11 protein-coding genes and 1 pseudogene are annotated in these 12,343 nt (G+C 65.0%); 7 read left to right on the top strand and 5 right to left on the bottom strand.

The genetic code is table 11. The features are described from left to right. Positions 1 to 16 precede the first annotated feature (16 nt). The 3 genes and pseudogenes from OR16_RS12845 to OR16_RS12835 all read right to left on the bottom strand — a co-directional run bounded on the left by OR16_RS12845 (position 17) and on the right by OR16_RS12835 (position 2,387). A complete protein-coding gene (locus tag OR16_RS12845; RefSeq protein ID WP_006158392.1) occupies positions 17 to 502 on the bottom strand; it encodes a TM2 domain-containing protein in 486 nt (161 codons plus the stop codon). A 239-nt stretch (positions 503 to 741) separates the two neighbouring features. Continuing rightward, positions 742 to 1,149, bottom strand: coding sequence for a hypothetical protein (locus OR16_RS48215; protein WP_006158391.1), 408 nt, complete (start codon positions 1,147 to 1,149; stop codon positions 742 to 744). Between the two features lie 150 nt (positions 1,150 to 1,299). After that, positions 1,300 to 2,387: pseudogene (locus OR16_RS12835) on the bottom strand (PQQ-dependent sugar dehydrogenase). Between the two features lie 145 nt (positions 2,388 to 2,532). Here OR16_RS12835 and rpsP point away from each other — a divergent pair. The 5 genes from rpsP to OR16_RS12810 all read left to right on the top strand — a co-directional run bounded on the left by rpsP (position 2,533) and on the right by OR16_RS12810 (position 5,715). After that, a complete protein-coding gene (gene rpsP / locus OR16_RS12830) occupies positions 2,533 to 2,787 on the top strand; it encodes a 30S ribosomal protein S16 (protein WP_006158390.1) in 255 nt (84 codons plus the stop codon). 160 nt (positions 2,788 to 2,947) lie between these two features. Then, positions 2,948 to 3,535, top strand: a complete 588-nt coding sequence (rimM, locus tag OR16_RS12825) for a ribosome maturation factor RimM (RefSeq protein WP_237717041.1) — start codon at positions 2,948 to 2,950, stop codon at positions 3,533 to 3,535. A 66-nt stretch (positions 3,536 to 3,601) separates the two neighbouring features. Continuing rightward, positions 3,602 to 4,408, top strand: a complete 807-nt coding sequence (gene trmD / locus OR16_RS12820; protein ID WP_006158388.1) for a tRNA (guanosine(37)-N1)-methyltransferase TrmD — start codon at positions 3,602 to 3,604, stop codon at positions 4,406 to 4,408. 75 nt (positions 4,409 to 4,483) lie between these two features. After that, complete coding sequence (rplS, locus tag OR16_RS12815) at positions 4,484 to 4,891, top strand: 50S ribosomal protein L19 (protein WP_006158387.1); 408 nt, start codon at positions 4,484 to 4,486, stop codon at positions 4,889 to 4,891. Positions 4,892 to 5,034: 143 nt separating this feature from the next. Then, positions 5,035 to 5,715, top strand: coding sequence for an NUDIX hydrolase (locus OR16_RS12810; protein ID WP_006158386.1), 681 nt, complete (start codon positions 5,035 to 5,037; stop codon positions 5,713 to 5,715). 15 nt (positions 5,716 to 5,730) lie between these two features. Here OR16_RS12810 and OR16_RS12805 read toward each other — a convergent pair whose 3' ends face one another. Further along, positions 5,731 to 6,579 (bottom strand): sulfurtransferase, encoded by an 849-nt coding sequence (locus OR16_RS12805; protein ID WP_006158385.1) that lies wholly within the window; start codon positions 6,577 to 6,579, stop codon positions 5,731 to 5,733. Between the two features lie 182 nt (positions 6,580 to 6,761). Here OR16_RS12805 and dnaE point away from each other — a divergent pair, with 182 nt between their 5' ends. Continuing rightward, positions 6,762 to 10,274, top strand: coding sequence for a DNA polymerase III subunit alpha (dnaE, locus tag OR16_RS12800; RefSeq protein WP_006158384.1), 3,513 nt, complete (start codon positions 6,762 to 6,764; stop codon positions 10,272 to 10,274). Positions 10,275 to 10,369: 95 nt separating this feature from the next. Further along, complete coding sequence (locus OR16_RS12795; RefSeq protein WP_006158383.1) at positions 10,370 to 11,626, top strand: glycosyltransferase; 1,257 nt, start codon at positions 10,370 to 10,372, stop codon at positions 11,624 to 11,626. Here the strand turns inward: OR16_RS12795 and OR16_RS12790 are convergent. Then, positions 11,574 to 12,341, bottom strand: a complete 768-nt coding sequence (locus OR16_RS12790; protein ID WP_043419560.1) for a glycosyltransferase family 2 protein — start codon at positions 12,339 to 12,341, stop codon at positions 11,574 to 11,576. The two genes, OR16_RS12795 and OR16_RS12790, sit on opposite strands and share 53 nt — an antisense overlap. Between the last annotated feature and the right edge of the window lie 2 nt (positions 12,342 to 12,343).

Genomic DNA, 12,343 nt, shown 5'->3' with positions numbered 1-12,343 from the left:
GCGGTGGGTCCGGTGCTTACTGTGACAAGGCGCGCGCGGCTTCGACCTGGGATTCGAAGAAGGTCTGGAAGCTGATTGCCAGGCCCGCCATCAACAGGCCGGTGCCGATCAGCAGTGACAGGATGACCAGGATCACGACCGGCCAGCCCGAGCGGGTTGGCGTGCCATGCGGGTTGAAACGGGCATCCCATTTGTCATCCGGGCGCAGGCCATACACGATGGCCGCCAGGAACGCGCTGATCACCGACGTGCCGCCGGCAATGGCGAAGGTCCAGTTCAGGGCCGGCGAGCCGGCGCCCGTTTGCATCGACATGACGCCGATGACGCCGGCAAAGGCTGCCAGCAGGTGCGCCCACGCAAATTTGTCGCGCAAGCCGCCCAGGTAGAAACGATGCAGGCCCACTGTGCCCAGCAGGAAGGCCAGTGCTACCGTGACCAGTTTGGATTTGCCCTGAAGCGGTTTTGGGGATGCGGTGGCTGAAACTTGGGTGGCGGCAGGCATGGGGCGGCAACTAGGTGGATGGCCGGCAACGGCGGCCGACGCAGAATCATGTGAGTGCCAGCCAGGCTGGCGCCGGCGCTCATTGTACGCCGGCGGAGGATGGCAGGAAGCGATGCCGGTCGGACGATAAGAGTCCGCGAGCGTTCCGCTCGCGGCACATCGTCGAGGTTGGGGGGCAGTGCGGATGGGGGGGGCGCCGTGGGCACGGCAGCCCGCTGGAAAGAAGGGGGGAGACGTGCCTAGCGGCCGCCGTCTCGTCCGCGCGCCTGCCAGCCGGGACCCATGCCGGAGCTGCGCTGCTCACCGTGCCCGTTGTCGCCTTGCATATTGCGATCGGGCTGCCGGCCGCGCGCATCGTCGCGTTCCTGGGGCGGCTGTGGGCGGCCATTCAAGCGGTCATCGGCGCGCGCGCGCGCTTCCATTCGTTCGATCTGGGCCCGCACATGGTCTTGCCGTTCAGCACGTACGCTCGCCATTTCCCATGCGCCCTGGCCAAGCTGGCTGCGCGCATTGCCCATATTCCGGCTTTCGGGCCGGTTATGTTGCCAAAACGCGACCTGTGCATGGCTGACAGCATTGAGGCCGAGCAAGGAAACGGCCAACAGGATGCCAGCCACCGAGTCGCGCAGGAGAGTGCGGGGGAGCATGCGGAATCCCAGAATCCTGTCGCGTGGTGATGTGGATTCATGGTACGCACGCGTCTTCTGCGCGCCTATGCTAAAGCCGTTACCGGTGTAACGGATTGTTTCGCCACTGTCCCTGGAGCCGCGCCGTATCCCGGCCCGGTGCGGCAAGGTTCAGGGCGCGTAGCGGATGCGGTAGACCGCGCCAGCCATGTCATCGCTGACCAGCAGCGAACCGTCCGGGGCAACCTGGACGTCGACGGGCCGGCCCCAGGGTTTGCCAGCCTGCAGCCAGCCCTGCGCGAACACCTCCTGGCGCACTGCCTGGCCGCGCGCGTTCAGCGCCACCCGGACGATGCGGTAGCCGATCCGCTCGGTGCGGTTCCAGCTGCCGTGCTCGGCAATGAAAATACTGTTGCGGTACTCGGCTGGGAATTGCGTGCCGGTGTAGAAGCGCATGCCGAGCGCGGCGACGTGGGCGCCCAGTTTAGCCACCGGCGGCTCGAACTCGGAGCAGGCGCGCTGCTTGCCGAATTCCGGGTCGGCGACGCTGCCGGCGTGGCAGTAAGGGTAGCCGAAGTGCTGGCCGGCCCGGGTTACGCGGTTGAGCTCGTCGTCGGGCACATCGTCGCCCATCATGTCGCGCCCGTTGTCGGTGAACCAGAGCTGGTGAGTGGCCGGGTGCCAGTCGAAGCCCACGGAGTTGCGCACGCCCTTGGCCACCACCTGCAGATCCGAGCCGTCGGGCTTCATCTTCATGATGTTGGCATAGCGATTTTCGTCGGGCGCACAGATATTGCACGGCGCACCCACCGGGACATACAGGTAGCCATCCGGGCCAAACGCGATAAACTTCCAGCCATGATGCGTTTCGGAGGGAAAGCGATCGCTTACCACGATGGGCTTCGGCGGGTTGTCCAGGTGGGCATCGATATCATCGAGCCGGACGATCCGCGAGGTCGAAGGCCGGTGGCGACGGTCCTGACCTTCGGGTCGGGCGCCAGCGGGTTGCGGATTGCATACACCTTGCCTTCGCCGCTGGTGCCGATGAAGAGCGTGCCTCCCGGCGACAGGGTCATGCCACGCGCTTCCGGCACCTGCGCGCTGAGCAAATCGATGCGAAAGCCCGGCGGCAACTGGATCTGCCCCAGCGGCAGGGCGGCAGCGGTTGCCGCGGTGCTCAACCCAGCCACTGCCACGAACGTCGCGAAAGTGCCTGCGAGCAGGGTGCGGAGGCTGCGAATGTGAAGGTGAAAACGCATGGTGAGCACTCCTGTCGGGGTTTTCACCACGATGCCTGTGGCCGGGTGTCGAGTCAATCGCTCTAAGTGTTTGTTTGGCCTCGGAATTTGGTCTATACTCTTGCGTTTCGTGTTCGAACATCAAGTTTTCTGAGGAATCAAACCCATGGTCGTAATCCGTCTGGCTCGCGGTGGCAGCAAGAAGCGCCCCTTCTTCAATATCGTCGCTGCTGACTCGCGTAATCGTCGCGATGGCCGTTTCATCGAGCGTATTGGTTTCTACAACCCCCTGGCTTCGGCAAGCGAAGAAGGCCTGCGTCTGGTGCAAGACCGCCTGACGTACTGGACCGGCGTTGGCGCCCAGCTGTCGCCGACGGTTGCCCGTCTGGTCAAGCAAAACGCCGCCAAGGCTGTAGCCTGATTGTTGTGACGCGCGTTTCGCGACGCGTGGCAAACGACACGTGACAGAACGCAAGCAAGGCGCCCCGGCGCGGCGGCCACTCAATGTGCCGCTCGAGCCCTCGGCCCGGCGCGAGGCCGGTGAGCAGGAAAAGCCCAGTCTCAAGCGAGGCGCAGCCGGGTTGCCGGTTGCGCTGGCGTACACCGATAAGCTGCCGGACGACCTGATCGAGGTCGGTTACATCGGCGCGGCTTATGGGATACGTGGCTGGATCAAGGTCCAGCCACATGCCGACGATGCGAGCGCGCTATTGCATGCGCGCCGCTGGTGGCTGCTCAAACCGCCGCCAACCGGCCTGGTTGGCGCGGCAGACGCCGTCGCCTCCGAGGCTTTGTGCGTGAAGATCGTGCAGTCCCGCGAGCACAGCGGTACCGTAGTGGCCCAGGCGAGCGGTGTGTCCGAGCGCGACCATTCGGAAGCGCTCAAGGGTCGCCGTGTCTGGATTCGTCGCGAGGATTTCCCCGCGCCGGATGAAAACGAATTTTACTGGGTCGATCTGATCGGCTGTGCCGTGTTCAATGAGCAGGGCGAGCTGCTGGGCGAAGTGTCCGGCCTGATCGACAACGGTGCGCACCAGATCCTGCAGGTGGCGCATGCCTTGCCCGATGGCAAGGCCGGTGAGCGCCTGATTCCCTTTGTCGACGCATTCCTGCGCTCGGTCGATATATCGGCCAGGCGCGTGGTGGTGGACTGGGGCATGGATTACTGAGCGGCGGGCAACGCTCAACGCTCGCTTGGCCGGTGCTAGCCGGTGGGCAAGTACAGGGAGAGGCGGATGCAGTTCGACGTAATCACGCTGTTTCCCGAGATGTTCCGCGCGCTGACCGACTGGGGCATTACCAGCCGGGCGGCAAAGCAGCAGCGCTACACGCTGCGCACCTGGAATCCACGCGATTTCACCAGCGACAACTACCGTACCATCGACGATCGCCCTTACGGCGGCGGCCCTGGCATGGTAATGCTGGCCAAGCCGCTGGAAGATGCCATCGGTGCGGCATGTTCGGCACAGCTGGCGGCGCAAGCCGTCACGGAAGGCCAGGGCGAGCCGGTCAAGCCGCATGTGGTGCTGATGTCGCCGCAAGGCGCTCCGCTGACGCACCAAAAGGTGATGTCTCTGGCGCAACGTCCAGGCCTGGTGATGCTGTGTGGCCGCTATGAAGCCATCGACCAGCGGTTGATCGAGCGGCGGGTGGATGAGGAAATCAGCCTCGGCGATTTCGTGCTGTCGGGCGGCGAGTTGCCGGCCATGGCCGTGATCGACGCGGTGGTCAGGCATTTGCCGGGTGTGCTGGGTGATGCCCAGTCCGCGGTTCAAGACAGCTTCGTCAACGGGCTGCTGGACTGTCCGCATTACACGCGGCCGGAAGAATACGAAGGTGTGCGGGTACCCGATATCCTGCTCGGGGGCCATCATGCCGAGATCGAGAAGTGGCGGCGCCAGCAGGCGCTGGCAAATACTGCGAAGAAGCGCCCCGATCTGATCGAGGCAGCGCGCAGTCAAGGGTTGCTGAGCCGGGTCGACGAGAAATTCCTGTCGGCATGGCTGGCGAAAGAAGGGCGGGAGCTCGCTCCTGCCAAGTGAAACCCCATCCTCTGCCGGGGCCCAGGCCATGCCTGGGGCATACAACGTCGGCATGATGGACAAGGAGAAGAAACGATGAACATCATCGAGCTGATCGAGAAAGACGAAATCGCGCGTCTGACCGCGAACAAGACCATCCCCGCATTTGCGCCCGGCGACACCGTGATCGTCAGCGTGAACGTGGTGGAAGGTAGCCGCAAGCGTGTCCAGGCTTATGAAGGCGTCGTGATTGCCAAGCGCAATCGTGGCCTGAATTCGTCCTTCATCGTGCGCAAGATTTCGTCGGGTGAAGGCGTGGAACGTACGTTCCAGCTGTACTCGCCGCTGATCGCAGCGATCGAAGTGAAGCGCCGTGGTGACGTCCGCCGCGCCAAGCTGTACTACCTGCGTCAGCGTTCGGGCAAGTCCGCGCGGATCAAGGAAAAGCTGGCATACAAGTCGGCACCGGCCAAGGCTGCTGCCAAGGCTGCTGCTGCTCAGTAAGCCGCCAGTTGTCTCGATTGGCTTGCCGGTCGAGACTGCGCAAAAAGGGCACCTTCGGGTGCCCTTTTTGCATTTTGGCGCACCGCGTTTGCCGCGTCGCAGCAAAAACGGTTTGGCCGGCTTCTGGCATACTCGTACCGATTATGCGTCCTGCCTTTGATCCCGAATCCCTCCCCATCGTCGCAACCGATTCCAGGCACCCGCCGCTGGCGGATGTGCGCCTGCAGCCGGAATTTATCCGTCACCGGCTCCAGTCGCCACCTGCCTGGGATCCCGAGCTGACCGATGAGTCGCGCGCCTACGACCGCAGCCTGAAGCTGCGCGATGCCGCCGTGCTGGTACCGTTGGTGGAGCGCGAGGATGGGCTGACCGTGCTGCTGACCGAGCGCAACGCCAACCTGAGCGCGCACGCGGGGCAGATCAGTTTCCCGGGTGGGAGGCACGAGGCGTTCGATATCGACCGGACTGCCACGGCGCTGCGTGAGACCGAAGAAGAGGTGGGGCTGGCGCGCGATTACGTGGAAGTGCTGGGTAGCTTGCCCGACTACATCACGGGCACCGGCTTCCATGTGAGCCCGGTGGTGGGCCTGGTCCGCAATGGTTTCACGCTGCGCCCGGATGCGCGCGAGGTCGCCGATGTCTTCGAAGTGCCGCTGGGTTTCCTGATGGACCCGTCGCATCACCAGCAGCGCCTGTTCCGCTGGGTGGACGGCGAGCGGCTGTTCTACGCCATGCCCTTCCCGCGCGAGGATGGCGGCCACCGGTTTATCTGGGGGGCCACTGCCGGCATGCTGCGCAACCTTTATCACTTGCTGGCAGCCTGAGGGCGGCCCCCGCGCTCAGGCTGCGGCCGCCGCATCTTCCCCGATGCAGCGCGGGCAACTCTTGCCCACCACGTAGTGCGGGCTTTGCTGTTCCTCGGCGGTGACCACGGCGCGGCAGGCAAAGCATTGCCTGGGGCCGGCCGGTTCCAGGCTAGGGTTCAGCGCGGTGCGGTAGTCGAAGACGAAGCAGTCGCCCTGATAGTGGCTGCCGCCGACTTCCTCGAAATACTTCAGGATGCCGCCCTCGAGCTGGTAGACGTGCTCGATGCCGGCTTCCTGCATGTGGATGGCGGCTTTCTCGCAGCGAATGCCGCCGGTGCAGAACGACACGATGGTCTTGCCCTCGAACTCCGCCTTGTGCGCGGCAATGGCTGGCGGGAAATCGCTGAACTTGGCGATGTCGTAGTCGACCGCCTGCTCGAACGTGCCGACGGCGACCTCAAAGGCATTGCGTGTATCCAGCATCACCACCGGGCGGCCGGCATCGTCGTGGCCCTGGTCCAGCCAGCGCTTGAGCTCGACCGGCGTCACCGCCGGCGCGCGACCCGCCTCGGGGCGGATCAGCGGCATCTTCATGGTGATGATTTCCTTCTTCTCGCGCACCAGCATGCGCTTGAAGGGCTGGTTTTCCGACAGGCTCTCCTTGGGCTCGATATCGGCAAAGCGCGGGTCGGCGTGCAGCCAGCCGAGGAAGCCGTCGATGGCCTCGCGCACGCCGGCCAGGAACAGGTTGATGCCTTCCGGCGCGAGCAGGATCGTGCCCTTGAGCCCATGCGCTTCACAGCGGGCGCGCATTTCCGGACGCAAGACCGGGATATCGTCGAGCGAGACGAATTTGTAAGCGGAGATATTTACGATCTGCATAGGTGGCGCGCGACGGGCCCGCGCCTTGTGGTCGCGCGGTAACTGCCTGATTGGAAAGGCGAAATTATAGCGCCTTGCGGGCCTCGCGCTGATCTTTTCCGAGCGCCCGGCTCAGTCTTGCCAGCGGGCCAGGGGCGCAAAGAAGGCAGGCGCGGACATGCCGAGCCGGTACAATTACGGCCATGTCTGCACCTCGCTTCGTTCATCTCCGTCTCCATTCCGAATACTCCGTCGTCGACGGCATCGTACGCCTGGACGATGCCGTCAAGGCTGCGGCCACCGATGGCATGGGCGCGCTCGCCCTGACCGACCTGGCCAATGCCTTCGGCCTGATCCGCTTCTACAAGGAAGCACGTGGCGGCGGCGTCAAGCCCGTGGTCGGCGCCGACGTCTGGTTGACCAACGCCGACGATCGCGACAAGCCGACGCGCTTGCTGCTGCTGGTCCAGGACCGGATTGGCTACCTCAATCTCTGCGTGTTGCTGTCGCGCGCGTGGCTTTCCAACCAGTACCGCGGCCGCGCCGAGATCGACCCGGCCTGGTTCGACGAAGCCGGTGAAGAGGGCCAGCCGCTGGCCACCGGCCTGATTGTGCTGTCTGGCGCCATGGGCGGCGACATCGGCATGGCGCTGGCCAATGGTAACGATGCGGCCGCGGCGCAGGCTGCCGCGCATTGGGCAAAGGTGTTCCCGCAGCGCTTCTACATCGAGCTGCAGCGCGCAGGCCTGCCCGGCACCGATGCTTATGTGCAGCAGGCGGTGCAGCTGGCGGCCAGGCTGCGCCTGCCGGTGGTGGCAACCCACCCGGTGCAGTTCATGACGCCCGACGATTTCACCGCGCACGAGGCCCGTACCTGCATCGCCGAAGGCGAGCTGCTGGCCAACCCCCGCCGCGTGCGGCGCTTCACCACCGACCAGTACTTCAAGACCCAGGACGAGATGTGCGCGTTGTTCGCCGACATCCCGTCCGCGCTGGAAAACGCGGTGCAGATCGCACGCCGCTGCAACCTCACGCTGGAGCTGGGCAAGCCGCGCCTGCCGCTGTTTCCGACGCCCGACGGCATGTCGCTCGACGACTACCTCGTGCACCTGGCCAAGGAAGGCCTGGAAAAGCGCATGCCGGTGCTGTTCCCCGACGAAGCCGTGCGCGAGGCCAGGCGCCCCGAGTACTACGCGCGGCTGGAGTTCGAGACCGGCACCATCATCAAGATGGGCTTCCCCGGCTACTTCCTGATCGTGGCGGACTTTATCAACTGGGCCAAGAACAACGGCGTGCCGGTCGGCCCGGGACGGGGCTCCGGTGCCGGTTCGCTGGTGGCCTATGCGCTCGGCATTACCGATCTGGACCCGCTCAAGTACGCGCTGCTGTTCGAACGGTTCCTGAACCCGGAACGGGTTTCGATGCCCGACTTCGACATCGACTTCTGCCAGCAGGGACGTGATCGCGTTATCACGTACGTGAAGGAGAAGTATGGCCACGCCGCGGTATCCCAGATCGCCACCTTCGGCACCATGGCCGCCAAGGCCGCGGTGCGCGACGTGGGCCGCGTGCTGGACCTGGGCTATGGCTTTGTCGATGGCATCGCCAAGCTGATCCCCTTCAAGCCGGGCAAGCTCGTCACCATCGAGGAAGCCAAGAAGGAAGAGCCGCTCTTGACCGAGCGCGAGAAGAACGAAGAAGAAGTGCGCCAGCTGCTGGAGCTGGCCCAGCGCGTGGAAGGCATGACGCGTAACGTCGGCATGCACGCCGGCGGCGTGCTGATCGCCCCGGGCAAGCTGACGGACTTCTGCCCGCTCTACACCCAGGGCGCGCAGAACGACGGCATGAGCGGTGTGGTCAGCCAGTACGACAAGGACGACGTGGAAGCCGCCGGCCTGGTGAAGTTCGACTTCTTGGGCCTGACCACGCTGACCATCCTGGACTGGGCCGAGCGCTATATCCGCAGGCTCGATCCGTCCATGGCGGACTGGAACTGCAGCCACATCCCGCTCGACGACAGCAAGGCATTCGACATCCTCAAGACGGCCAATACGGTCGCTGTGTTCCAGCTGGAAAGCCGCGGCATGCAGGGCATGCTGAAGGACGCCAAGCCTGACCGCTTCGAGGACATCATCGCGCTGGTGGCACTCTACCGCCCGGGCCCGATGGACCTGATCCCCAGCTTCTGCGCCCGTAAGCACGGCCGCGAGAAGGTGGAGTACCCGGACCCGCGCGTCGAGCCGGTGCTCAAGGAGACCTACGGCATCATGGTCTACCAGGAGCAGGTGATGCAGATGGCGCAGATCATCGGCGGGTACTCGCTGGGCGGCGCCGACTTGCTGCGCCGCGCCATGGGCAAGAAGAAGGCCGAGGAAATGGCCCAGCACCGCGAGCTGTTTCGCGAGGGGGCTGCCAAGAACGGCCTGACCGCCGAGAAGGCCGACGACACCTTCGACCTGATGGAAAAGTTCGCGGGCTACGGCTTCAACAAGTCGCACGCAGCCGCTTACGCATTGCTGGCCTACTACACGGCCTGGCTCAAGGCGCACCATCCGGCCGCGTTCATGGCAGCGAATATGTCGCTCGCCATGGACGACACCGACAAGGTCAAGATCCTCTTTGACGATTGCAAGCTCAACAAGCTCCAGGTGTTGCCGCCAGATGTCAACGCCAGTGAATACCGCTTCGCGCCGACCGATGCCAAGACCATCCGCTACGGCCTTGGCGGCATCAAGGGCTCGGGGCAGGGCGCGATCGAGGACATCCTGCGCGCTCGCGAGGAGAAGCCCTTTGCCGACCTGTTCGATTTCTGTGAACGCGTGGATCGCCGCCAGGTCAACCGCCGCACCATCGAGGCACTGATCCGCGCTGGCGCCTTCGACAGCCTGAACGATAATCGCGGCCAGTTGCTGGCCTCGGTGTCGCGCGCCATGGAAGCCGCCGAGCAGAAGGCCGAATCGGCCAACCAGGTGTCGTTGTTCGACCTGATGGCCGACGCCGGCGAATCGCATCGTCCCGAGCTCGTCGATGAGCCGGCCTGGGCGCCCAAGCGGATGCTGCAGGAGGAGAAGCAGGCGCTGGGCTATTACTTCTCCGGCCATTTGTTCGATGCTTATCGCGACGAAGTCGGCCGCTTCCTCAAGGGCACGCTGGCCGGCCTGGAAAAGGAAGTGCAGGGCAATGGCGGCGGCTACGGCCGCGACGTGCGCGGCAAGGTCATCGCTGGTGTCATCACTGGCATGCGCACCCAGATGACGCAGCGCGGCAAGATGCTGATCGTCTTGCTCGACGACGGCACCGGTCAGGTCGAGATGACGGTGTTCAACGAATTGTTCGATGCCAACCGCCATATGTTCCGCGAGGACGAGATGGTGATCGTGCAGGGCAATGCCCGCCATGACACCTTTACCGGCGGCGTGCGTTTCACCGCGGAATCTGTGATGGACCTGGTGGCGGCGCGTGCCAAGTACGCAGAAGCGGTGGGACTGGCCTTCAACGGCAATGCCTCCACCGAGTTGCTGCGCGAGCTGCTCACGCCCTACCTGGCAAACGTGGCCAATACGCCTGGCGTGCCGGTGCGCGTGAGCTACGCCACCACCGGCGCGCGCTGCGAGGCGGAGCTGGGCCGGCAATGGCTGGTAACGCCCTCCGACGACGCCCTGGCAAGTTTCCGCGCGGCGCTGTCAGGCGAGAATGTCCGCATGCTGTACGGCTGACCCGGGCTTGCCGGCAGGGCGGCAACGGCATTGCGCCGCCCTGGCCGGTATTGCTGCCGTCCATCCCGTCTTTCCATGGATTACACAAGCCCCGCATGGCCAAGCAACGCATCCTCTTTCACCTGACCCACTTCCTGCGTGGCGGCATCGAGACCTCGCTGGTGTCGCTGCTGGCCTCGCTGGACCGAGAGCGCTTCGAGATCGGCCTGACGCTGACCTATCCGACCGAGGCGCTGGAGACGCATTTCCGCGCGATGCTGCCGCCGGACGTCAAGATCCATATCCTCGCGCCGGAGGCCTGGCTCTCGCGCTGCCGGCAACTGAAAAAAGCCGGCAAGCTGGGCCCGCTGGGCAAGATCTACGAAGAAGTGCTGTTGCCGCCGCTGCGCAAGCCGCTGGTCAACCGGCGCTTCCGCGGCATCGCGCGGGACTATGACCTGGTCATCGACTACGACATGTCGCTGTCGCGGCTGACCGGCCGCCTGCCGGTGCCGATGATTGGCTACCAGCATTTCAGCGTGGCCCATCTGGAGCACGAGAACCGCCGCAAGCTGCGTAAGCTGCGGCGCCAGTGCCGCGAGCACTATGACCGGATCGTGGTGCTCAACGACAGCATGCTGGCCGACGCGCGGGCGCTGATTCCCGAAGCCGCTGGAAAATTCGTCCGCCTGTACAACGCCACCGACCTGGATCGCATCCGCGCGCTCGGCAAGGCGCCTTTCACGCCGCCCGCCCATCCCTACATCGTATCGGTGGGGCGGCTGGAGGAGAGCCAGAAGGATTTCACCACGCTGCTGCGGGCCTACGCGGCGCTGGTCAGGGGCACGGGCTTGTGCGAGCGGCTGGTGCTGGTGGGCGACGGCGCGTCGCGCGGCCGGCTCGAAGCGCTCACGCGCGAGCTCGGCATCAGCGAGCGCGTCAGCTTTGCCGGTTTCCAGGCCAATCCCTATGCCTGGATCCACCATGCGCGGTTGATGGCGTTCAGCTCCAAGATGGAGGGGCTGCCCAATGTGCTGCTCGAGGGCATGGCGCTGGGCCAGCTGGTGGTGAGCACCGATTGCCCGGTGGGCCCGCGCGAGATCCTGGGCGAGGGCAAGGCCGGCCTGCTGACGCCGGTTGGCGATGCGCCAGCACTGGCGGAGGCGATTCGCCTCGGGCTCGAGGACGCGCCGCTGCGTGCCCGGCTGCTGGCCTATGCGGCGGTCCACATCGAACAGATGGGCTTTGGTCCTACCTCGGCGGCCTTCAGCGCTTGTGTCGATACGCTGTTGGGAGCGCCTCAGGCAGGGGCGGCAGCCCTTACCGTGGCGGCGCCTGCCGCTCGGTCTTCTGCTGCAGGTACCACAGCTTGATGTATTTGTAGTAGCTGGCCTGGCCATTCATCAGCGCCACGCCGAGCCCCTGCGCGCCGTCCAGGAAACCGCGGCGCAGCAGGTAGGTCCGCAGAAACGCCCAGGCGCCATGCAGCACGGCACTGGCGGGCGACGCCGTCTTGCCGCGCGCGAAGCCCTGCTGGGCGCCCAGGCTGGAGTATTTGTCGACCTTTTGCAGCACCTGCGAGAAATCGTCGTAGGTGTAATGCAGCAGCGGCGAATTGAGCCTGCCGACCGGCGCATCGGCCACCACGCGCTCGTGCACGAGATCGTCGGTGAAGCGGGCGCGGCCACGGCGGAACAGCCGTGTGACGTAGTCGGGATACCAGCCGCCGTGACGGATGAAGCGGCCGCAAAAGCGCGACAGGCGAGGTACCTCGTACGCGTCGGACTGGCCCGAAGCGACCGCGGCGAGAATCTCGTCGCGCAGCTCGGGGGTGACCCGTTCGTCCGCGTCGATCGAGAAGATCCAGTCGCCGTCGGCCTTGGATACCGCCAGGTTTTTCTGGGCGCCGAAGCCGGGCCAGTGCTCGGTTTCGAAGACCTCCGCGCCCAGGCTGCGGGCCAGTTCGACCGTGCCGTCCCGGCTACCTGAATCCACTATAATCGCGCGGTCGCACCAGGACACGCTTTCCAGGCACTCCCGGATGTTGTGTGCCTCGTTTTTTGTAATCAGTACGACTGAGATTTTCATAG

The sequence above is a fragment of the Cupriavidus basilensis OR16 genome (genome assembly GCF_000243095.1).
GTDB lineage: Bacteria > Pseudomonadota > Gammaproteobacteria > Burkholderiales > Burkholderiaceae > Cupriavidus > Cupriavidus basilensis_D.
The sequence above is the reverse complement of the archived record's forward strand: the minus strand, read 5'-3'. Positions and strand labels throughout refer to the sequence as shown.

Excerpts from the sequence above, each read along its gene's own strand:
- OR16_RS12845 (WP_006158392.1), bottom strand. The coding sequence starts at position 502 with ATGCCTGCCGCCACCCAAGTTTCAGCCACCGCATCCCCAAAACCGCTT.
- OR16_RS48215 (WP_006158391.1), bottom strand. The coding sequence starts at position 1,149 with ATGCTCCCCCGCACTCTCCTGCGCGACTCGGTGGCTGGCATCCTGTTG.
- rpsP (WP_006158390.1), top strand. The coding sequence starts at position 2,533 with ATGGTCGTAATCCGTCTGGCTCGCGGTGGCAGCAAGAAGCGCCCCTTC.
- trmD (WP_006158388.1), top strand. The coding sequence starts at position 3,602 with ATGCAGTTCGACGTAATCACGCTGTTTCCCGAGATGTTCCGCGCGCTG.
- rplS (WP_006158387.1), top strand. The coding sequence starts at position 4,484 with ATGAACATCATCGAGCTGATCGAGAAAGACGAAATCGCGCGTCTGACC.
- OR16_RS12810 (WP_006158386.1), top strand. The coding sequence starts at position 5,035 with ATGCGTCCTGCCTTTGATCCCGAATCCCTCCCCATCGTCGCAACCGAT.
- OR16_RS12805 (WP_006158385.1), bottom strand. The coding sequence starts at position 6,579 with ATGCAGATCGTAAATATCTCCGCTTACAAATTCGTCTCGCTCGACGAT.
- dnaE (WP_006158384.1), top strand. The coding sequence starts at position 6,762 with ATGTCTGCACCTCGCTTCGTTCATCTCCGTCTCCATTCCGAATACTCC.
- OR16_RS12795 (WP_006158383.1), top strand. The coding sequence starts at position 10,370 with ATGGCCAAGCAACGCATCCTCTTTCACCTGACCCACTTCCTGCGTGGC.
- OR16_RS12790 (WP_043419560.1), bottom strand. The coding sequence starts at position 12,341 with ATGAAAATCTCAGTCGTACTGATTACAAAAAACGAGGCACACAACATC.